Source organism: Pseudoalteromonas luteoviolacea H33-S (assembly GCF_001625695.1).
Lineage (GTDB): Bacteria > Pseudomonadota > Gammaproteobacteria > Enterobacterales > Alteromonadaceae > Pseudoalteromonas > Pseudoalteromonas luteoviolacea_B.
The window spans coordinates 220306-243171 of record NZ_AUXY01000133.1 but is presented as its reverse complement, the minus strand read 5'-3'; the positions used below and the strand labels follow the sequence as shown (position 1 = coordinate 243171).

The following is a 22866-nucleotide window of genomic DNA, read 5'->3' as shown; positions in this document are numbered from 1 at the left end:
CGTCAAACCCTCAAGACTGTGAAACGCTTTATGGGTTTAACGCTGCTTTAATTACTGAATTGATTTACTGCACAACAAAGTTATGCTGAATTTTCCACTTACCGATCCCTTCAAATACATCACCGTCAACATTGGTCAATGAGATTTTATGATTGCGAGTCGGTACCAGAATTTCGCTGTTATCATTCGGCGAAATTTGAGCATAGTGCTTAATATTTTCACCGACTTTCATGCCTCGTATGACCTGTACCATATTCACAGCTTGGTGAGCTTCTAAAGCCTGCGCTACATCTGCGAGGAAAATGGTTTGCGACAACTCAGCATCCGGTTTATTCCAAGGTGTTAAAGTATCGACAATCAAATCATTGAGCTCTATAACCGTGGATTGAATATCAAACCTTGGATCTATTTGAATGATGACCTCAAGTTGTACTTCGATATACGTTGGGTCTTCAACTTTTACATTAAGATAAGGTGCACAGCGCGCTTCAACTTCATCTTGTATTTTGCGCATTAAGTAACGCGGTACTTTAGGCTGTAAAATGTCAACATCATGATTAAGCGGGATCACGGTGATATTCACGCCTTTTTCTGTTTGGTATGCATTCACAGAGTGCAACTCGGGAAACGCTTGTAAGGCAAAGTGCTCATAGTCCCAGCCAGTTAAAAGTCTGTCTCTGTGCCTTAAACGTTCACTCACTCTGCGATACAGTCGGCTATCATCTTCTTTTACCTTGGCACCAAAGCTTTCAAAAGGCTGTTCAATCGACGCGATGAGCGGATCGGTGACCGTAAGCTTACTGATACTGCCCGCTTCGAGTGGTTTCAAATAATGAGATTGCGCATGTTCAGTTGAGTTTAATGTGACTTGCACGGCCTGAGCATACACACCTTTTAGCTTTGAATAGATGGGAGTTACATATTTATCTTGCAACACATCCGAGTCAATCACGGCTCTTATCCAAACCTTGCCGTCTTGGTTAAATTGATCGTCTAAATCAAATTCCGGTAAAGAGAAGATAATGATCCCAGAATCTAATAAATCATAGGTATTGTCTTGTAAGATCCGCCCTTCTTCACCACTTCCTTGGGAGTCTTCTCTGCTAAAGTGGTGCCACTGACCTTGATTGTAGTATTCCCATTTAAATTCTGGAGAGTCACTAAAGTTAAACCCATCAACGGCTTCAAGTTGAAATAACACACTACATTGCCCAGGCGTTGGTAGCGTCCCAAGGCCAATGTATAAATACCCTAAATCGTCGATTTGCGGCAATAAGTGAACCGTGTTTTGGTTTTCTAATATTTGTAGCTGTCTACCAATGGGTGAAATATGCTCAATCCAAATTGAGTTCCCGATGGCTGTTCTTTGCGCCCGTGAAATACTTTGCGTGCGATAATGTAATTTAACGGAATCTAATAAGGGTGTGTAAGGCTCTGGCACCTGCGTTGGCATAAAGTCGCCATCTGCAGGGTCCCAATTTGCCAGTTTAACACTATTTTGGAACGCATAATATTCAGCAACCTTGATATACTGCGGATGACCAAAGTCTTGATTTGAAAGCGCTAATGTATACCATTTAGGCCAATGTTTCGCCTGTGTCAAATTAAATGGCAAAGATAAATAATCTGTTTCACCATTGTCATCATCATAACTAAACACCAAGCGATTTGTTGCGATATTATTGACGACATCAGGTAAGGTGTTGGCACTGTCATTGGCTACCAGGGTCTGCTCTTGCGACGTCAGTTCCTCATTACTCAGTTGCCATACCGTGTCGTTATAAAACAGATCCGCCACCACTTTATGTTCGTCACTTGGATAAGTTTCATCCGATTGTGAAATCATCACTTGGTTTCTTGGCCAAGACTCTTCAGCAGCCTGAAGCGGATCTGCTGGCGGTGTGGTGATATTTTTATATGACAAGTAAGTTTGGTAGTGACTATCGAAATCTGTTGGCCTGCCGATCCAATTAAATTCAATGCTGGCTCGGGTAACACGTTTGCACAAAAGCTCAGGGTGAGTGAACTCAAACTTGTCGGCTAACTGAGGAGAATAGCCAAACGGTTCAAAAGGTTTGGTTGTATCTAAAAAGCCAATGCCATTGTTGGCTATCAGGCCACTGGCGCCAAGTACAGTCACCGCCATGCGCACTTCTTGAATATCACTGACGGTCAAATTTGCCAATGCTTCTTGGCGCTTTTCAAGATCCAGCGCATATAAGGCATCGTATTTGGATTGCTTCAGTATAAATGCAATATAAGGTAAGGTTTTATCTTGACCAATCATGATGTCTGATACTGGCGCAATCGGCGCAAATAACTCATCAACATGAATAACCAACTCATTCTCACCATTGAGTGTTAACTGCGCAGGGTCCAATTGCACGGCTTCTTCTGCGGTACTGAGCCAGATATCAAAACTGTCTAACCAAAGGGATAAATCTATTGGGCTTTCACCAAATTCATCGGTAGAAAAACGCAGCGTAATAATGCGCTGACCACTGCTTAAAAATAAGTCTTGTGACGCAATTTTGAATCCTATTTGAACAGACGCTTGCTCTGGCGACGTTACGTTGTCACCAAATGTCATCGCGCTATTTTCAAGCTTAATGCCCTGCTCAGTATCCAGTAAAACATTACGACAAATTTGCACACCGCTATTGTAGTTAGCTTTATTAACCGTCGTTACTGTATCCACCACAGCTCGATTTATCGCGCTTGGCTGTGCCAACTGATACACACGATCTGCACCGTCATCATCCTTACCACCATCAAACTGAGTGCCCGGCTGTAAGGTCAAAGAATCAACCTCATTGAGCTCGATTAGAACATGGGCTGAGTCTGGAGTGGCTGCCAATAATTCAAATCCCAAAACGTCACGATAATAATGATCAAGATGGCGCTGTACAAAATCGTTAAATTGCTGCTGAGTATGCTGTAGCAAATCAACAAACGTCAGTAGTAGCGCCAGATCAGGACGACTTGCAATTTGCACGGTGAGTTCATCACCCTGCCCTGAAGCGATTAACTTAGCCAAAGCAGCAAATTTGTCAGCATCAGGCAATACCTTGTACCAACTTTGCACCGGCTTCCAAGTGGCTTGACCAATAAACTGAGTTTGCTCAGCTACAGTTGATAAATATGATAACCACAGTTCAATTGTACGCGGTTCGATACTGAAAAACTCACTGGAAAGCTCGGGGATCTGCCGTGCGGTTTGACTTAACCCCTTCCCATTGCCTGAGATAAGTGATTGACTACGAGACTTAAAAGTCATGAGATTACCTTATTAATGTTATTTATGAGCATACCAATGCGCTGCTTGGTTAAATTAACCTAAACAAAAGAAGAAGCGGTGCGGGTCTGCGTCTTGCTTGATGAGCGAGGATGAAATGAACTAATGAACTAGTGCTGAAAAACCAAAGTGTAAGAAATGCTGATTTATACAGATTGCTCAGCGAGATAAAAAGGAAACACCATATTGCTGCGACTGTTCGTTTTACGGATCAGGTAAGTGAGTTCAATCAGTAGCGCACCTTCATATGCATCTGACATATCGAACGAGATATCTTCTAAGATGATCCTGGGTTCGTAATTTAGCAATACCGCAGAAATCTCTTGCTTGAGCGTGACAAGCGCCGACTCACTGACATCTTCAAATACAAAATTTGATAAGCCCGAACCTAGCTCACTCCAATATGGACGTTCGCCTTTGAGTGTATTTAATGCCACCGAAATGGCTTGCTTCACCAGTGTTTCATCCTCGTCCATATCAGGACCTGCATCTGGGCTAGAGAATTTAGGTGGAAAACTCCACCCACGACCTAGAAATGAATTGTCCATATTTGCCTCCTCGTTATCCTATTTCCATCTTATCTGTGGCCACCTCGACTTTTGCGCTTTCAATGGTAATTTTGCTATCCATTTTTATCTGGCTATCGTCTGGTGTTTTAATCACAACATCTGTTTTAGCGGTCATACCGGCTTTATCTTTTTGAGATAACGCATAACCAGAGCTTTCTCCTAAAGAGATTGAGTGATCCTTGCTGCCTTCCATAATGATATGCGGTTTTTTAAAGGTGAATTTCAGTGCTGTTGCTTGCTCCTTAAATAGCAGTCCTCGAACATCATATTCTTTCTTGTAGCCGCCCAAAGGAGGAATGGCCACAGGATTATGACAGGCACCAACAATCACAGGGTGTCTGGCATCCCCACCGATAAAGTCCACCAGCACTTCTGTGTCTGGGTTTGGAGGTAAAAATAATCCTTCTTCCTTACCTGCATAGGTGGTCAACAACCTTGCCCAAATTGGCTCCGTGGTTAATGTATTTAAGGTGATAGGTATGCGATGCAATTTTTCTTTATCGTCTTTAAACGGCGCAACAGTGGCAACCAACATGGGAGTAGCCGAAAGCTCACCCCATTTAGACCAGCCACTTTTAGTTAAAGATAAGCCCAGTGTAAATTCACAGAACCAGCCTTGGTTACTTAAATGATGGTGAATTTCTGTCACCATGTAGTCCGCTTTGTTGTTTTCCCCAGCTCCCGATACTTTGATTGCATCAAGTAGCTTTAATTTATGTAATACGGTCGCTTCAGACATATCAACTTGAATACGGCCTTGGCTGGTATCTAGTAAACGATATACTTGCTCGGCTTTGGCCTTGGCTGCCAACTCAACTTTATCTATCGGTGCTTGTGATTTGATGACTACATCTGCGGTCGCGCCTTCTTTTTTCTCACCTGAATCATAATTTTCAAGTAGCATAGCTTGAGTTTTGATATCCCAAGCACTGTGATCAACTTTTTGCGCATAGGAGCTATTGTCCATACAAAGCTCAAACCCTGTACAGCCATCCATCGCAACATTAAATTCCGTTGCCGAAGGCGTATGCGTTGTCAAATCAACAATGTTGATCCCCTCTTCTTCATAAAGGGCGAATCCATTTGTCAATATGCGGTTCATGATCACTTCCCATGGTTTTTTCTCAACCATAAGATACTGATAATGTTTTATTTTACTGTCCGCGACCGTTTTTTTACCGCCACAAGGTTTGAGTAGATCGTTGATAATATCTGTGTCAGTGGAGTCAGGTTTGTAAAGCTTACTGATTTTAGACTGGCATAACTTGTTGGCTTCACCTTTAGCGAGCACTTGAAGGTAGGGTTCACTGCAATAACCCACTTTACCGCCCGTTATCACGCCAACAAATAACGTGATTTGCGCGTCTTCACCAAAACCGGCTTTGACTTCAATGGACTTCCCAGGCTGAAAGTCTTTATTTAAATCAAGCTTAAAGCTTTCATCAGCCATATCGCCGTCTTCAAATAGGATAGATAGTTCTGAGATCTGGTTAAGCCCACGGTGTGTGATAACTTCACGAACGCCAACTTCCAGTTTCTTTTCACTACCATCCACTAATATCGTGTAACGAATGTCCATGTCATCGCTCCAATGGTGGGTAAGTAATGTAGTCACCCACCTTGGCACTGCGGATCGAAGGCAGTCTGTTTACGCTTGCAACTTGGTGAACATAGTTAGCTTTACCGTATATGGACTCCACCTTTGACACTAAGCTATCTCCATCCATAAACTGTAATTCGTGCGTTAAGTCAGGCGAGCTTTTCCCTGTTCTGAGCTTAATTTCTTTGCTAGATAGGCACTCAGAGATATTACAAACGACCTGAGCTTTGACTCGATTACCTTTGGAATTAACCAATTCAGTTATCACATTAATATCACTGAACATGCCGTGAAAACCGCCATCGGCACCATGGTTAAGTACCATGTTCAAAGGCATAATTGTGACAAACCCAGGTAAGTGTGTCTCCCCTTGCACAGCGAGGCCGTATTTAAGCATATCTTGAATGCTGTCTTCAGTGGTGGTTTCACCGCTAAGCGTCATTGCATATTGAGCGGGTGTTTCAATAATCGTGTCATCTAATAAAAACGTGATCGCTAAACTGGATGGGGGGGACTTTTGATAACGTGCAGAGCCGCTTTCAGAGCCAATGGCTTTAGAGTCTTTTAAACAATTTTGATGAGTGACATTGAGTGATTTAGGATCGTACGGCAGCGTCAACTCCCCCAACTTATTGCCATCGCCGCGCTCAATTTTTTTATAAAAAGTCACTTTACAAAGTGGTAAGCCACTTGCGTTAATGCCGTCTGCTTTATTCATAATTAGGGCCTTTTTTCCTTACCTTGGCGTGCAAATCTAAATTCGATGTGTCGTTTTAAATCTGACTCTAACTGGTGTAATAAGTCTTGTAATTCGGACCAGCTTACTGCATTGCTATGATATTCGGACCCAAGAGCCTGCTGCGTTTCCTCGCTGGGCATATCGCTCGAATTTGCCGCTGAAGTCTTGGAGGGTTGCTCAGCACTGATCCGCGCTTTAACGCGCACATTGTTACACTTAACTTCCATCTATCTAGCTCCTTACACTGGCACACCAGGAATAGGCACTGCCACCAAATCGCGATAACTAAAGCTAAGAGACTCAATAAGTACATCATTTCTGCTCGCATCAATCCCCTCCCACTCCCAGCTTTCTAAAAATGCATCTTGAACAAGCCAAGCTTGCGATGGTAAATAGTTATCATCTAAGGTGGTGATCAAAATTTGATTTTTAACCAAGTAGGTATTCCAAGCATCGCCAAATACGAGATTTTGCAACATCAAAGGACTGCCACCTTGAAAGACGCCACGTTTTAAAGTGAGTGTTTTCGCTTGTTTTTGGTTAGCGATACTGACACGGTTATTGGTATAGTCGATACTGCGGTTCATTTTCAGGCCGCTGACTTCTTTGAACAAAATATCAATGGGGTTAGGAATACCTGCGGCCACAATACCAACTAAAAATCGATACCCGACCATCGGGGTTCTAGGGTCTTGAAACATATTAGCCACCTAAGCGGGCACTTGCGTGCCCTAAAAGAGATTTAAAAATTAATGGAACTCAATCTTAATGTCGTCTGCCATCATCTCTAATGATTCAACACTGGCTTCGTTAGAGCCACCGTTGATGCTAGGTGCTGTAAGCTTCTTAGGAAATGCATTGATCACTTTCCACGTCACAAGTGGCTGAGATCTGTCTTCATTCGTCAATGAAATCGTGATGTCTTTTTTATCAACTAAGTTCAAGCTGATAGACGAGATCCAATCGTAGAATTGACTCTTCTGTTTAACCAGACCACGCTTCAATGTAATGTTGACGTCTGTTGGTTGCCCAGGCATGTGTTTTTTGCCATAACCATCTTTATAAGTAATTGTTTCAACGCCGATGTCTAGACCAGATACTTCTGAAAATGGAATGCTCTCTTCGCCGAAGCTGACAACAAATCGATAGACGGGAATTGGATATTCTGCTGCGATATCTGCTTTAGTAGTAGCCATGTAATAACTCCAAAAATTCGGTATTTACAGTCATGCTGTAAGTAATAATTAATATCTATTTGACGCCAAGGCTCAGCGCCAAATAGCAATGTTTGATTAGCTAATTGCCATTTAGGCGTTACTAATTAGCCTTCTAGGCTCTTATGAGAGAATGTTAGAACGATGAATTCAGCTGGACGTACTGCCGCTAGGCCAATTTCAATGTTCATTAAGCCATTGTTGATGTCATCTTCAGTCATTGTTTGACCAAGGCCAACGTTAACGAAAAATGCTTGCTCTGGTGTTTCACCAAAGAAAGCACCTGAGCGCCAAAGCCCTTCAAGATAACTTTCAATCATGGTTTTAAGTTTTAGCCATGTGAATGGTGTATTTGGCTCAAATACTGCGAAGTGCGTTGCTTTTTGTACTGACTCTTCAACCATGTTGAATAGGCGACGTACAGACACATAGCGCCACTCGTTGTCGTTACCAGCAAGCGTACGTGCACCCCAAACAAGCGTCCCTTTGCCTACGAATGTACGGATAGCATTGATAGACTTACCAGAAGTCGCATCTACGTTGAGGTTTTCTTGATCTGCATTATCAATTGCCAGTTTAGGCATTAATACTTGTGCAAGTGCAGCATTCGCAGGCGCTTTCCAAACACCACGGTCTTTATCTGTTTTAGCCATCACACCCGCGATTGCTGGTGAAGGTGGTAAATCAAGGTAGTTTTTACCAAGTTCTGCTTTTACTTGGTTATACACATCTGCTGATGAGAATGGGTAAGCTGGGTCGCCAATTGCAGCAAGTTGTAGCTGAGGAAGCATGATGTCAGTTAATTCGAAATCATCTGAGATTGTAATTGCTGAGCCGCCTGGTGTCGCTGTTACTTCACCGTCCGATAGGTCAACTTGCTCACCATCAGTAAGGCGATAATACTTTTCACCATCTGTTGCAAATACAGTTTCAGGCACTAAATAACGATTACCTGATGGGTCATATTCAGCATCCGTTGGATCGTTCGCCCCTTCTGGGTTATAAAGGTAATCTTGGCCAATTGCAGCCCAAGTACCGTCGTCACCCACACAAACCAGTTCATGTGAAGCCGCTTTTGGCCACCAAGCTTGCGCTGTGAGTGGTGTTTTAACAACCACTTTCTTCGCGTCATATGCACGTGCCATCGTTGTTGTTAAATATGGATAGTAAGCTGCACCATATTTAAGGCCCAATGTAGCGCCCGCTCTCAATGCTTTTGAGTCATCTGCAATTGGGTCAATGCTGTCTGCATCCGCTTGCATTTGAACGTCAACAAGTGCAAAGCGATCCATTCTCTTTTCTGCATGAACAAGCGCCTTATTTTGCACTTCATAATGCTTAACAGTGCTCAGGCCAATCGCTTCTGGACAAGAGATAAGCGTTACTTCATCTACTTTATTTAGTAATGTGATAGCCGCTGTGAACTTTGCTGCTTGCTCAGCTAGTAAGTTTATTTCACCAGTTACTGGATCTGCTGAAAGAAGTCCTGCGTCTGGCGCACCGATACTAACGACATAACACGCACCGCCGCCATTGGCGAAGAAGTGGCTCACTGCTTGGTGTAAAAAGAAAAATGCGTCAGCAAGCATTGAACCATCTGAAGTAACATTGAAGCCGCCAGTCGACTTAGGTGCAACTTTAAAGCTTTCTTGGTAGGCACTACCAAATACTGCTTCAAACTCAACCATGCTGGTGATACGTGCTGGTGAATTTAGATAAGCAACATTTCCGGCATCATCTAATTTTGTTGTATAACCGATGAAGGCAGGGATAGCAGTCGCCACTTCTGCAACTGATGGAGGCAGAGTTGACTTCTCTTGGACGTAGACGTCTGGGGTTTTATATTGAGGCATAGTTTTTCCTTACGTTGATAATTACATTCTAAAGAGCCGTTTAGGCAAGAATTTGGTGAAAAGAGGCACAAAGCTGCTCGGTCATTGCAGGTCAGGTGGCAAATCAATGGGAACAAACCCACCCTATTCTTTGTGCCTCGAAAATGAAGAGCCTTTGCACGGCTCCGCCACATCAGTCCCAGCTGATGTGTGTTTATTTGTTAATTTGTACTGCTATGACGCCATGGTCTGAAGGGTGTGAAAATTAAAATGAAATTTTTGTAAGTTATTGTTATAAAGCACTTAAACCTATTGGAAATTAGGGTGTAGTTAGATATAAAGTAGTGTTCTCTAAAATAAAGTGCTCGTGCGGCAACGGAAGAAATAGAAATGAAAAGAAATCAAATACAACGTAATTAGATAGGCTTTTGAGATAACCAAAATAGAAAAACCTCTTTTGGAGAGGAATATTAAAGACCTACTTAAAGTTGCTGGTCGAGCGGCGTATTTAACTTAACAGGATCAGATGTAACTGTCTTACATGGCTGTGAGCCACAAGATTAAATACGCTTTAATACCTTTTATTTCGAGACAACAATCGGCTGGGTTGGCTCATATTTCACGGTTAGCTCAGTTGGAGGCCCAGGATCTGGCACCCCTTGCGGGTTAAGTGCTGGGATCACGCTCAGTGCGCAAACAATATCCCCTTTAAGTACAATTGGCGCCCCGCCTTTAAATGTGACTTCCGATAGCACTATATCGTTGATAGCACTAAAAGTGACTGTCCCACCCGCCGCATATGCTCCATTGATATATGGCGACATGTTTACTTTTTTAGCCAAAAACTGCTCTATGTCATCTTGAACTGCTATCTCTCCTTGGCAAATTAACCCTTTTGAAGCCACTTCCAAAGGTCCGGTTGTTGGCACAACAAGAACACCTTTATCCAGTAACAAATTAAAAACCGTACTATGGTTAAGAATTTTGATCATGATATTACTCAACAATTTATAATCTACTTTGGCGTACCGAATAACTTAATACACGCCCACGATGACAGCCGTCGTACCGAATACTCAAGTGCTGAGCATGTGGCTGTGGCCTAATAAAAAACGTAGATAAACAAACTATGTGAAATTTAATTACCGTGTATTTATGTCAAACATGACGATGACCGACCAAAGTGCTAATTACTGTGTTAGCAACATGCCCTAAGTTTAAAAGTGAACATTTTTCAAACAAAAGGAATAGTATGTTTACTGTAAATACCTTAAAAGCCTTGATATGTGGCCTTGGGTTATCACTCTGTGCACATGCAAGCGCTGCAACAAAATCAGATGAAGCACCGCTACTTTTAATTGGAGCCTCATTTGCGAATGCAAAAATGCCTTATTTCGATAACCTTGAGGCGCCACTGAACGGCATAGCAATCAATTCAGGGAAATACTTATCACTTGGTAATGCCTTGATCAGAGAACCTCGCTTATCTGGCCACCTCATTAATGAAGGCCAAGCTGGTGCAACCACTTTTGATAGGCTGACTTGTTTTCCTGGTCCTGAGTGTGTGGGACCTGGTTGGGAGGGATATGAAAAACTATTTACCAAAGCCCTAAGCAGGGTTACTTCATTTTCTGGTGAAGTATCAGCAGAATATATCGTTATTATTCGTGGTAACGATTGTAATCACCCTGACGCGTTTGGTATTCCAATGGCAGAAACTTCGGAATGTACCATTGAGCAAATGAACTCGTACATTGATACATTTGTTAGCGTTGCTAATCGTGCATTAGATGCTGGGATCACCCCAATCTTTTCAAAAGCGCCGGACTATGACGCCATAGATTGGGAAACATTACGAAGTCGATTCAACTGGCCATGGATAATCAGTAAAGAAAATTACGAGACATTTTCTGATCTCAGGTTAAACCGCCTACGCACTGAAGTGCCCGACGCCATATTTTTAGATATTTGGAAAGGGTTTGAGCCTATGAGTGACGGACTGCATCCCAATAGAAAAACCATGCAACGCGCTGCAAAGCGGGTTGCCAAAGCAATTAAAAAGCATCGCAAACAAAACATGGAGTAACTTGTCACTTTGTTTAAAATAAAGGCCGCTTTATCCCTTCCTTGCGCACAAAGCGGCCCTCTTCGCCATGATTGTTAAATTTAATATTGCATGCGGGCTAATCGCCGTAAGTATTTTTGCTGATTTGCATCCCCTTTAATCGCACGCTTTACCCAGGTATCAGCAACACCATTTAATTGACTGAGTGAATGCATGCTTTTTTGATATCTATACTTTTGTAATTCTGCATGGCCAAGGTCACAAGCTTGTGCACGACTAACTAGATCTCTCACAGCTTGCTCACCTTCACCGACGTCAACCAAAACATCCACAAGACCCAAATCGTATAACTCTTTGGCACTAAAGCGCCGATTTGAATACATCACTTCCATTAATGCACAGCGTGATGACTTATGTTGAAGTTTACGAACCAAAAAGTGCTCCAAACCATGGTTAAATACCGCAGGCGGATACAAAAACACTGACTCTTTTTCAGCTACAACACAATCAGTACATAATGCCAACTCCATACCTATTCCATAAGCTCGGCCTTGTACCAAAGCAATACTGGTCATGTTATATTTTGCGCCACTTAAAATGCGGTGTAATAAAGTCATATAAGTGAAAGCATAATCTTTTAGCCAGATTTCATCTCTATTGGTTACCACATTCGCTAAGCTGCTTAAGTCTCCACCTAAACTGAATACACCCGCTTTGGCACTACTGATCACTTTTATCGTATTTTTTTGGGTTTGAAATTCAGGTGAAAAAAAATAACTTAGCTGACGCAACAGCGACTTTGTAAAATAAGGGGCCTTATTTAACTGCATAGTAGCCCAGTGCAATGATCCCGTTCGCATGATCGCCAACGGCTCACTGTCATATAAGGAAGTTGCTCTCACTCGCACGAATTTTTGACCTTTTAAAGTTAAATCAACAACCCGACGTTTCACGAAAAATAATGTGAATATTTCTCCACATTTTGTGGTGTTGTTAAACTCGACACTTTGCGCTTATCGCTCTACTTTTAAAGAAATAGCCATGGAATAAAATAATGAAATTAGCACTGCTGAGCTTATTAGTTGTTGCCGGGTCGTGTTTTGCAAACACACCGGTTGCCAAAGTCATAATCGCAAAGGAACAAGTCACAGCAACCTCACCTAGTGAAGAGCGCCAGTTAAAGCGCAAAGCTAAAATTTACAAGGCCGACACGCTAAAAACTGGTAAACATGCAAGGGCGCAATTCAGGTTTACTGAGGGAACCATAGTTACTCTTGGTGAAAACACGCAATTTGCCGTCAACCAATTTGAGCATAAAACAACATCTGAAGCGCACTTTGAATTTATTAAAGGAGCATTTCGAGTGGTCACAGGAGAAATCACAAAAGTCACAAACCCAAACTTTAAAATTAAAACACCTATGGGCTCTATTGGCATTAGAGGCACCGACTTTTGGGGCGGCAATTTATATAATGCAGACACCATCGATATTATTTTACTCGACAGTGAACATCCAATCGTAATCGAAAATGAGTTTGGCCGAGTTGTGATCTCAACCCCCAGGACAGGCACAACACTTGAAAAAGGCAAGCCCCCGTCGAAACCGGAGAAATGGTCTGAGAAAAAACTAGCAGACGCAGTAAAAACAATTCAATAGCAGTGAGCTTCTCGAATGCACTTTGCTCTTTTCATCTAAAATAAGACTTTACCATTCATAAAATGCAATTCAGCACCCATGAATTTACACAAAATTCAAATAATTAATTATTTTAAAACAATGAATAAGTTTTTAATGGTGATTAATGGTTATGGATTACATAGAAAAGCATTTCACAACACCCATTGAAAATACAAAAACACACTTAAACACTTGTTTTTTAAGCGTATAAAATTATTCATTTTTCAAACTTCTCTCATAGTATGACTTATTTGCTCGTCCCTTTTTTGTTTGTTACTTTTCATCTCGTTAACACTTTGGGCCCAAGTGGTAACTGACTAAAACTAACAAGTGAAAAATAACTGAACTAAGAACGACCAAAGGAAAAAAGATGAAAATGTTTAAAGTAGGTACTCTCGCTGCTGCTATGTTAACTGCTGTAAGTGCAGTTGCTGCACCTATCAATGTTGCTGATACAAATGGTTATGACCGTCATACTGTATACTCATATGGCCCAGTTAGCCGTGTGGTTATTACCAGTGAATTTGCACATAACTTTTCAGCTGATGTTGAACTTCGTGACGGCGCTCGCTGCGATAACGGTAACCTATATTCAAATGTTGATAACAGCCACGTAGTAAACGTTGGTATTCAGGCAGATGCTGCTAACGCGAATGCTGCAACAATTGGTGTGACTAATGCGATTGCAGAAGACAAGCTTACTCACAATAAAACACTTCACTTAAGCTGCTATGATGCAGACAACACATGGTATAACGTTCTTGTAAACGTACCTGGCGCTCCAATTGTAGATTGGGACATCACTGTAGAACCAGCAGGTGAGTTCGTTAACCAACCTTACTCTTTTGGTTACCACTCAGCGTTCCGTGTTAAGAGCACGCTAAACGTAAATAACCAAAACAAGAGCCAGTCATACTGTTATACAGTAGCTAACCGTGGCCTATCTCTAGGTTTATTCCACGGCAGTGATACATCAAATACATTCCACTCAGATGTATTCACACAAGATAAAGTATATACAAACGATACTGCACAACCGGTTCTTTACCAAATCGTTCAGTGTGAAAACGCGGCTGGTAAAACGATGGCTGTTAAAGTATTCAACTTAACAGATCCAAACAGCATCTACACATACGAAGACCAACTAATCATTAAATAACTAATGGTTAAATACGGTCTAAAAATAGCAGCTCACTAGAGCTGCTATTCTGTTTATATCAATTCTAATAATCAGCCGTTGTCGATAAATAGATATATACGTTGTGATTGAGTGCTTGTTTATCATGATGCTGATACACATATACACATAACGTCGATATTCTGAAAGGTGCGCTGGCGCTCCATCATAGCCAGACAGTAATAAGCTATGATGACGGTTTACTCTCTTCGGGCAAGAAAACCTATCATTAACACTAAAATCTCGTGAAACAGTTTGAATATGTGTATCTTTATTCAGGTATTACCTAGATATTCACCTGTAGGTACATAAAGTATGATGGTTTTAATACTTACATGCCTGATATACAGCCAGTATTCTCTAAATAAGCACTTTATAGCTTTAAACCTCATCGGTCAGCTACCATTTACTTTATCCGTGGTACTTCTTCAAAACTTTTATCGAACTCAACGTCGCCATGTAAATTTTCAACATCTAATGGTTCAAAAGGTCTATTTATCTTTATCACTTTTTCCTCATCGAACATTGTTTTGATAGGTACTTTTAGCTCTTTCTCATCAAAATAGCTGTTAAACAAGTAGCGCTGTACTACAAAGTCTCTCTTTACTCTGGACATATTCTTATATCGTAAGTTACTCAGAGCAAAAGATAGAGTTTGGTCCTCAACGTCTACTTTAGTTATTTTAGCGATTCGATAGGGGTATAAGACTTGTCTAGGTTCTGCAGTGATCTTGAAGTTATTAATAAATAAAACATCGTTTTTTTGAGGGTGTAGACGAAACTGTTGCTGCACTCTCTCCAAACTTTGATTATAGACCTGCACCATAAAAAATATAACTATGGCGATTGGTATACCTATAAATTTATTAAAAACTCTAATTTTACTTACTCTAGGATAGTGCTCTATCGAGTCAGGCTGTGTTTTTATCACTTTCAAACAATTTAAACAGCTGTAACAGTGCCAATGGCTAATTGGAAAAATAGGAAGTATCATAAATGTGATATAATTCACACTAGATGTATAAGAACAATGTGAACTTTTACAGGCAGGGCACTCTACATTGTCCCCTCTCACCAAGTCCCTTTTATAATAAAATAAAAGCAATTTACAACACTCCTTTATCTCTAACTTACAACGATTAGTAAGAAAGATTAACACAACACCTATTTTTTATGCCACATCAAATCTGAAATATTAATTAGCCACTTTATTAAAATAGCGACTAAAATACCATACAGTTCATCCGCCCTTTAAAATATCAACTCAGAATTATATTTTCACCTTCCTCAGCCTAAGAGCACACACAAGCTTACACGAAAAAAACAACATTGCTTTTCTAAAATTTCAGAATAAAACACTTAAAAAACATAAACTGAAATATTCACGGACTTTAGCTTGAGTTAAATATTAAATAATTTATATTATAACTTCGCCAGGATGTAACCATCTCAAAAATTAAGCTTATTTAAATAAAGGATTAAAATGAAAAAATTAAACTTTACCTACTTTACGATTCTTTTTTCCGTACTCTCTTACTCTTCAAATGGTTATTCGGCCAAATTATGTGATGATAATGGACAAAATTGTGAAGCGGCTCCAATTGAAGGATCAATATTGACGTTAAATGCTGACGGAAAATCATTTACTCTAGCTCCCGCCAACCAGAGTTACGGGATAGTTGGAGAAATAAAAATGTTTGAATTAGCACATAAAAGACCAAAGAACTGCATACCTCTTCATGGTCAAACTATTTATGCAAGTGAGTGGCCTGAGCTTGTTTTCTACTACACGGATGATCCTAATGCGCACTCCGTTCAATTAAGTGACTTTCGAGGAGAGTTTGTTAGAGGTCTCGACGAAGGTAGAGGTGTAGATAAAAACAGACAACCAAGAACGTGGCAAGCTGATATGGTTGGTGAACATGATCATGATGTTCAATTCACAAATATGTCCAATGATGGTACCTATGGCTCTGATGTTGACCGAGGAAATGGAGTAGGCGCGCATTCTAAAGTATTTAAAACGACTAAATCCGGTGGCTATGAGACTCGACCGCGTAATCAGGTGGTTTCTCATTGTGTGATTGCTGGCAATAAAGCGACTATTTAAGAATAACATTTAGCCTATACTACGCAAGTTTCGTATTTAACTTAGTATAATGCAGCTAAATATATAAGTACTCTTCTAAAATTATCTGATAATCATCAGATGATTTTAAAAGCGCACATAAATATAAAAACAAAAAAAGCAGCCGCATGGCTGCTTTTTATTGAATTGAAGGCCCACAAGCACACATATATATTTTTGCGTTCACTTGATTAAAGACCTAAGTTGGGGCCATCTCTGACCGAGTGTGTGTGTCGCCAATTAAGCTTTGGCATGAATAAATGTTCCTTTTACATGTTGTATCGATACGAGTAAATCGACGCTGCATCTACTCAAATCTACCTAGCAACATAATGAACTCACTTGCCAATATCTATTACGCCTTATTACATGCGTTGTTAAAAACTTAACAATCATCAAGGCGATTACAGATGACAACTCAGTCTGTTTATCACATCAAAATCAGTCTCTCTTTATCAATACTGTCTAAAAACTCTTTTGCTGCTTCTTTGTTATCCTCATTCTTTGAACGGTTTTGACGATAGTCTGATGCAATTTCTTCAAGTTCCGCCAGTATTACCCTGCGATCCAAGATAGAATTGGTTTTGTGATACTTATCCAACTTATCCGCCACTTTGGCTTTACTCTTACTCATTTCAAATATCCAGAAGCTCTTGCGCTGTACCGCTTCACTCCAGACTTTAGAGGTCCAAATATAGGTGCCACTGGTAGGCAACTTATCCCGCCCTGCTTTGGTTTCTCGATAAATTTTAACGAACTTATTTTGCTGCGAAATTTGTTTAAGTAGATTTTTATAACGATCACTCACATCATCTTTTTGTACCAGGCTCAAATGACTATATACCGTTTTACGTGCTACCTCTGGTAATTTTCTTTTCGCTTCATCCTCAGTGTATTCAATGTGAGTGTGGTCTTTTTCCAGCTGATCTACCCATTTATCTACGGTTAAGGTCTCTTTTGTCACTTGTGCTGGTTCTGGCTTACCCTTGGTAAATTCACTTTTAGAGCGCTCAACAATATAGCCTTTGCCGTTTGGATCTTTTTTGATTGTACCGTTTAACGTGTATTCGCCAAGTGTCCAGTCACCGATGGAAACTGACGCGATTTCTTTCTCAAAAGTCAGCACTTTGGCCTTTATCGAAGCGCCTACTTCCGCTTCTAACGAGCCTTTGAGGCTAAAGTCACCTTTCATTGGTATATAACTGTCAATGGCAAATTGACCAAAGCTGTCGCCGCCTTTTCCGCGCGTGTATTTTAAGCGGCCAGTGGTATTGACCTTACCGGCGACACCACCTCGGATCTCACCAAACACGCCCGCTTGCACTTTGGCAAGATACGGAACCCCCACAAAAGCACCGGCTTCAATTCTTGCTTTGGCTTTTGCACTGGCAGAGGCTTCACCAGAGACCGAAAATAACATCTGTGTATCGGTATTATCTTTCTCATCGTTTTTAAGTGTTGCACCAATACCTGCACCAAAGTCGAAGCCACCAGTAATATCAACACCGACGCCTGCAACCCCTGCGCCTACTGGAAAGTCTAAAGAGAATGCAGGGAAACTAATGCCTTTATGCCACTCACCTGAAATACCCCCTTCTCGTTTTTCTCTATCATAATAGGCTTCAAGCCCCAAAATGCGTGCTCTAAGTAGCTGTAAACCATTATTTTCATCTTTTTCATAGGTAAATTTACCGCCGGCAAATTTGAGCGAGTTTAAACCTTGGTGAACCTTTAACTGTTTAAGTTCAAACACTTTACTAAAATCAAAGTTACCTGAGAAAAAGTCAGACTCGACAATGGCGGTTTCATTGAGCACTTTTGAATTATCATGCTCTAGGTCCATAAAGGCGTTTTCAGCTTCAATGGCATCTTTTGTGAACTTGGCTTTGGTCATCGCAAGGGTCATTGTGGTGTGTTTACTGATGGGGATCTCGACATCAGCTTGCTCTATTTCACCCCCGAGCTGCTCATCGTGGTACATCACTTTTGCTTGTGTCACGGATGCTTTCACGCCACCTGGTAAACCATAAAGCGACACATCAGTCCCTACTTCAAACTCTGGTGATGCATCTTCTTTTACTTCCACTTCACCGCTTGGATTGCTAATTGATAAGAACTTGGGGATCACTTCAAACGTGTCTTTTGAAGAGACCTTAGTCCTTCCCGACTTAAACTTACCAGCAGTATCCATTTTAAGGTCAAACTCACCATCCAGCTTCTTTTTATTCCAAAGAGGCACATGGGCATCACCAGCAAAATGAACTTCTTTTTGCTGTTTGTTGTAATCCAGCGACATCAAGTCCGAATAAACACGTTTATTGGCAATATTTAAACCTACAATGCTCGCTTTAAACCGAGCAAGGCCCGCTTCATTAATGACCAACTCATCACCTAGTACTTGGTGAGCTTCAATATAACCGCTAAAGCCAACACCTTGTTGACTTGCAAAAACCGGCGATACCGCCACCTCCCAGCCGCTTCCAAAAGGCAGCTTAATATCAATATCACCGCCAAATTGCTGGCCAAGTAGGTTCACCTTGGCCACACCAGTACCATGCAGACCTGCCCTTTTGGGTTTACTTGCACCGTCTTCCCAGTCCATCAGTTCTGGTTGGTTAATCCCTAATGAAATAAATTTGTTATCTACTAGATTAGGTGATGACTCTTGCGCCCCTTGCTGAGCCTGCTGTTGATTACTTTGCTCTTCTTCACTGTTAGACTCAGCCACACCTATTAGACGAGCAACCCGGCTATTCAGTTTGTCCTGAATATACTTAACCCAATCTTGTAAATTGTCTACTAGTGCCCGAAGCGCACCGTGGGCGTCACTGCCCTTTTTTAGCCATTGATAAATATATGGCTCATCAATATCTCCCCAAGCCGCAGCTATCCAGCCGCCGTTGTAAAACTTATTTGCGACCCAAAGCCAAATTTTTCCGACCGCCCACAAAACCGCAGAAACCACACCAGGCGGGACTTTTGCCAACAGCAATAGTGCTTGCGCTATGGCAGTGACCCACGGGTTCAGAGACTTTAACGAAGTCACTGCATAATTAAATACACTCGAGATAATCAGCTTGGCTGTCGCGTCACCATTAAAGTGATCCCAGACCACTTGCGAGGCATATCGTTTTGCAACGTCAACGCCTGATGACAACAGATCAACACTCACAGAATCAGACTGTAATGCATTACTCACAGATAAAGCTGTTCGCGTGGGGTAATTTTGGAAGGAAGGAGCATGCTCCTGTTCTTGTTGTTGCATATCAATAATTTCCTATTGTTGCGTGTGTAAATAATAGAAACTTGAAAGAGGTACTGGTTAGAGGCACAAGTGCATGTGTGAAGCAGCTATCTAAAGTTTTAATTAGGGAGGTTTAGCCTTTTAGTGCAGTTTTGAGTGCATCAATGCGAGTCTGATCCCATGTCCAGAACTTGCTATTTTTTTGCTTGTCAGTCCAATCTTTATAATCTTTATCTCGAATATGCTTATCATCTTTATGAGACAAGCCCAGCGGTTTGGTAAGCCCTTTTTTACTTGTCCATGGCCGCATATAGGCTTTGCTATCAACCGTATTGTCTTTACTTTTAATGGCTTTAATTGCAAACGCTTTTAAAGTCGACACATCCCCCGATGAAGCATGCTTGGTTTTGTATTCAGACGTAATGGTCACTGAGAATGACCCTTCTGGGTGGTAGTTACTGGCTGTATCTGTGCTGGTGTCACTCAATACTTTTACTGAGCAGAGCAAATTTGCTTTAGGCGCTGCGCCACTTTTATATCCGGGTGCCGTTTCTTTTTGATGAGGTGCGGGCACTGTTGGTACAACCTCCACTTTATATTCGACGATATAACCTGCTTCTACAAGGTTTTTAACATGTGACTCCACCCGAGAATGATGTTCTTTATTGGCAGAACCCGTGATCGGATATAAATTAAATTTTAGTGCAGACCCCCCTAAATTATCGTTAAGGAGATGGCCACGGATCCACCCTTTTTCATTGGCGTTATTTCCGTTATTGTTGTAAACAAGCACATTTTTCATCAAATCACTTTGATCGGCATTGACCTCGGCCGACTCACCCCGTGGTGCTAGACGGGATAACCGCGCTTCAACCTTATCTCCCACAATCGTATTGATCGTGACATCTTTGCCAGCTGCATTTTTATACTTAAAATCTTTTGCGGCAAAAAACCTGATTTTTGTATCATTGATTGAATCAGATCCAGTGGTTTCTCGCACTCTTTCTTCACTGCCACCAGCTGGTATTGCAATATTCCATGCAGGGTTAATTGAAAATGTCGCACCTATCACAGATGGATTATATTGATAGGCAAAGTTTTGGATTAGATGCGCACCCGGCATCTCAGCTAGCGCAACCTCATTAATCGCACTAAATGCAAAATCCACATTGCTACTTTCAGGAAGAAGTAATTTATATATGTGGCTTAGCCTAGCGCCTACAACTTGGTAATAATATTGCGCCACTTCTTGTACTTGCTCAGGATCCAATAAGACATCAAAGTAACTACTACCTATCACTTCTATGGCTTCTTCCACTTTTTCGGTGGAGGTTAAATCCGCTGAATATTGATCCAAAATTGGAATGAAGCTGCCATATTCATCCTGAGAAATAGACTCAACGTAATCTAGATCATCAAGTACAATTGTCTCAATATCTTCTTCATCTTGAACACTCATATTTGAGCTGGTGCGTGCGAGTTCATAGGCTGGGCGACGAATGGGACTGCGATCTCTAAAGCGTGGCGACTCCTCATCTGACTGATATCTTTGCTGCCGAAACGCTTTATCTCTTTGCTTCTGTTCTTGCCTATCAACCGAGTATGTAGAGTCCATATTTGACATCATAATGCGTCGCCTTCTTGTGGGGTAAATTCGTGTCTGGATTGTGTTATGCGAGGTAAGTTTGAAAGACCTTTTTCAGATTTAAAACATCAAGGCCTATCGTAAAATCTGAATGATATTGGAGTTTTTATTATTGAATACAAACACTTTGCTACAGAGAATGTGATGGCTCTGCGGCAAAGTGAGTATGAGACTCTAAGTAATTAAAGCTATCACAATTTAGTCAATTATTAGGCTTTAGGGTACCAGATTGTAAATGTTGCAGGGTTGCTTTTTGCGTCTGATGCAGCGACACGCGCACTATTAGCCTGTGCACTTGGCAACGCATTTAAAAAGTGCACAATTTCTTGTGCTAACGTTTCTGAGTCGTGGCTGTTATTTACCGTATGTTGTTCAAACAAATTGAACGAAGTTAAGCAATCTACTTTGCTTACATCTGTCGGGTACATCACAAAAACACTGGCATCTCCAGTATGGTAATCAGAGTAAGCAATTTTACAGACTGCTCTTTGTGCGCCGTTCAGCTCCGTGTTTAAAAAAGCCTGTACAGTACCGATGTTGTCTATCTGATGTCCACTAGTGAATGTTTTAAGTACCCAATTTTCATTAGACATAATATGTGCTCCTTTTGTCTGTTCATATTGCCCAAGTTTAGGGCCCACTCAGTATTGAGTGAGCCTTAAATTTAGCGATAACCAGACAAAAAAGTATTACTCTCTATTACACTCAACCACAATCATATGACTTTAAATAACCCTATGGTTCGGCGTAGGTAGTTAGAGTGAAGTTGCAACCAGTGCTTATATGCTATTTCCTTAAAATCCAAAGAAGAGTGACTAATCTTGACCGCTTAGCAGCTTAGTTTGCTCTAATAGCCATAATCTCCCATGGTCAAAATTTCACACACGAATTAATCTTCTTCGAAAAAAAGCACAGCTTATACACCGTGCTACACAATTATTTAATCAAAAAGCATGCGACTCTTTAATTGGCCTTTATATGAGCCCCTTTTTTATACGTTGTGGTTTAATTAAAACGGTTACGGAGGGTTATCTCCTTGGATCCCCTTATCTGCTGCTGCGGATATCTCATCCCAACTTGCACCATCTAAGTCACCACTTGATTCAATTTCACTTCCAGTCCATTTCGCATACCAATAATTTGCATGAGTGGGGTTCTTTTGTAACGTATTAGTGCTTTCTAAATGATTAATTTGCATTGGATCTATTATTGATACCACACTGAATTCAGTGATTGGCTCACCAACAGATAAAAGCCTTTTACCCGTATTATTTCCTTTCAAATCCTTATTACTCATTCCCAAGTAAGTTAATTGTGCATCCGTTGTTAGCATAGAGTGCTTTTTCCACTCTATTAAATGGTTTGCCTGATTATTGTGTAAACTCTCAACTAAATCATTCCTATTAATCTGTAGCACACTATTGACCACACTAGCGTTATTTTCTCTTTTTGCGCCAATGTATCCAGCACTCCATGCATTTCTTAATACTTCGGCCTTACTCGTAGGAGATTTTTTGATTTGAATCTGGTCATCTTTAAGGCCTTTCAAGTGCTGGTTATTCATAGTATCCCCAACCATCACATCTCTTGGTGAGTTTTCTGAATCATATTTATTTTTAAAAGTTTGCATAATTTCTTTCCAAAAGTTAGTTTTTAAAAATTATTTTTTTTGAAAATATC

The 22866-nt window shown here is 41.0% G+C and carries 19 protein-coding genes; 4 read left to right on the top strand and 15 right to left on the bottom strand.

The window, feature by feature from the left end; all coding sequences use genetic code 11:
* Positions 1 to 64: 64 nt before the first annotated feature.
* The 9 genes from N477_RS24950 to N477_RS24910 form a co-directional block, all read right to left on the bottom strand.
* Entirely contained in the window at positions 65 to 3277 is a 3213-nt protein-coding gene (locus tag N477_RS24950; protein ID WP_063363956.1) for a hypothetical protein, read from the bottom strand.
* A gap of 164 nt (positions 3278 to 3441) precedes the next feature.
* Positions 3442 to 3843: a GPW/gp25 family protein gene (locus N477_RS24945; protein WP_063363957.1), complete on the bottom strand. Its 402-nt coding sequence runs from the start codon at positions 3841 to 3843 to the stop codon at positions 3442 to 3444.
* 13 nt (positions 3844 to 3856) lie between these two features.
* Entirely contained in the window at positions 3857 to 5443 is a 1587-nt protein-coding gene (locus tag N477_RS24940; RefSeq protein WP_063363958.1) for a phage baseplate assembly protein V, read from the bottom strand.
* Between the two features lies 1 nt (position 5444).
* The gene (locus tag N477_RS24935; RefSeq protein WP_063363959.1) at positions 5445 to 6182 is read right to left on the bottom strand and encodes a hypothetical protein; all 738 of its coding nucleotides are present in this window, start codon (positions 6180 to 6182) and stop codon (positions 5445 to 5447) included.
* A gap of 2 nt (positions 6183 to 6184) precedes the next feature.
* A complete protein-coding gene (locus tag N477_RS24930) occupies positions 6185 to 6430 on the bottom strand; it encodes a hypothetical protein (protein WP_063363960.1) in 246 nt (81 codons plus the stop codon).
* 12 nt (positions 6431 to 6442) lie between these two features.
* On the bottom strand, positions 6443 to 6904 hold the full coding sequence (locus N477_RS24925; RefSeq protein WP_039609826.1) for a phage tail protein: 462 nt from the start codon (positions 6902 to 6904) through the stop codon (positions 6443 to 6445).
* 48 nt (positions 6905 to 6952) lie between these two features.
* Positions 6953 to 7399: a phage tail protein gene (locus N477_RS24920; RefSeq protein ID WP_039609825.1), complete on the bottom strand. Its 447-nt coding sequence runs from the start codon at positions 7397 to 7399 to the stop codon at positions 6953 to 6955.
* A 125-nt stretch (positions 7400 to 7524) separates the two neighbouring features.
* Complete coding sequence (locus tag N477_RS24915; protein WP_063363961.1) at positions 7525 to 9270, bottom strand: phage tail sheath family protein; 1746 nt, start codon at positions 9268 to 9270, stop codon at positions 7525 to 7527.
* A gap of 560 nt (positions 9271 to 9830) precedes the next feature.
* Entirely contained in the window at positions 9831 to 10241 is a 411-nt protein-coding gene (locus N477_RS24910; RefSeq protein WP_063363962.1) for a hypothetical protein, read from the bottom strand.
* Between the two features lie 260 nt (positions 10242 to 10501).
* Between N477_RS24910 and N477_RS24905 the strand changes: the two genes are divergently transcribed.
* On the top strand, positions 10502 to 11335 hold the full coding sequence (locus N477_RS24905; RefSeq protein ID WP_063363963.1) for an SGNH/GDSL hydrolase family protein: 834 nt from the start codon (positions 10502 to 10504) through the stop codon (positions 11333 to 11335).
* A gap of 80 nt (positions 11336 to 11415) precedes the next feature.
* Here N477_RS24905 and N477_RS24900 read toward each other — a convergent pair whose 3' ends face one another.
* On the bottom strand, positions 11416 to 12144 hold the full coding sequence (locus N477_RS24900) for an enoyl-CoA hydratase-related protein (RefSeq protein WP_196760695.1): 729 nt from the start codon (positions 12142 to 12144) through the stop codon (positions 11416 to 11418).
* 224 nt (positions 12145 to 12368) lie between these two features.
* Between N477_RS24900 and N477_RS24895 the strand changes: the two genes are divergently transcribed.
* Both N477_RS24895 and N477_RS24890 read left to right on the top strand, forming a co-directional pair.
* Positions 12369 to 12971 (top strand): FecR family protein, encoded by a 603-nt coding sequence (locus N477_RS24895; RefSeq protein WP_063363965.1) that lies wholly within the window; start codon positions 12369 to 12371, stop codon positions 12969 to 12971.
* 391 nt (positions 12972 to 13362) lie between these two features.
* Entirely contained in the window at positions 13363 to 14151 is a 789-nt protein-coding gene (locus tag N477_RS24890; protein WP_063363966.1) for a hypothetical protein, read from the top strand.
* 424 nt (positions 14152 to 14575) lie between these two features.
* On the opposite strand, the gene N477_RS26390 is transcribed toward N477_RS24890, so the two are convergent.
* Positions 14576 to 14785: a hypothetical protein gene (locus N477_RS26390; protein WP_155733175.1), complete on the bottom strand. Its 210-nt coding sequence runs from the start codon at positions 14783 to 14785 to the stop codon at positions 14576 to 14578.
* A gap of 1077 nt (positions 14786 to 15862) precedes the next feature.
* Between N477_RS26390 and N477_RS24880 the strand changes: the two genes are divergently transcribed.
* Positions 15863 to 16279 carry a hypothetical protein gene (locus N477_RS24880; protein ID WP_155732029.1) on the top strand — a complete coding sequence of 139 codons (417 nt, stop codon included), beginning with the start codon at positions 15863 to 15865 and terminating at the stop codon, positions 16277 to 16279.
* Positions 16280 to 16727: 448 nt separating this feature from the next.
* On the opposite strand, the gene N477_RS24875 is transcribed toward N477_RS24880, so the two are convergent.
* The 4 genes from N477_RS24875 to N477_RS24860 form a co-directional block, all read right to left on the bottom strand.
* Positions 16728 to 19562 carry a hypothetical protein gene (locus tag N477_RS24875; protein ID WP_063363969.1) on the bottom strand — a complete coding sequence of 945 codons (2835 nt, stop codon included), beginning with the start codon at positions 19560 to 19562 and terminating at the stop codon, positions 16728 to 16730.
* Between the two features lie 112 nt (positions 19563 to 19674).
* Positions 19675 to 21168 (bottom strand): DNA/RNA non-specific endonuclease, encoded by a 1494-nt coding sequence (locus N477_RS24870; protein ID WP_063363970.1) that lies wholly within the window; start codon positions 21166 to 21168, stop codon positions 19675 to 19677.
* 227 nt (positions 21169 to 21395) lie between these two features.
* Complete coding sequence (locus N477_RS24865) at positions 21396 to 21779, bottom strand: hypothetical protein (protein WP_063363971.1); 384 nt, start codon at positions 21777 to 21779, stop codon at positions 21396 to 21398.
* A gap of 425 nt (positions 21780 to 22204) precedes the next feature.
* The gene (locus tag N477_RS24860; RefSeq protein ID WP_063363972.1) at positions 22205 to 22816 is read right to left on the bottom strand and encodes a hypothetical protein; all 612 of its coding nucleotides are present in this window, start codon (positions 22814 to 22816) and stop codon (positions 22205 to 22207) included.
* Positions 22817 to 22866: the final 50 nt, after the last annotated feature.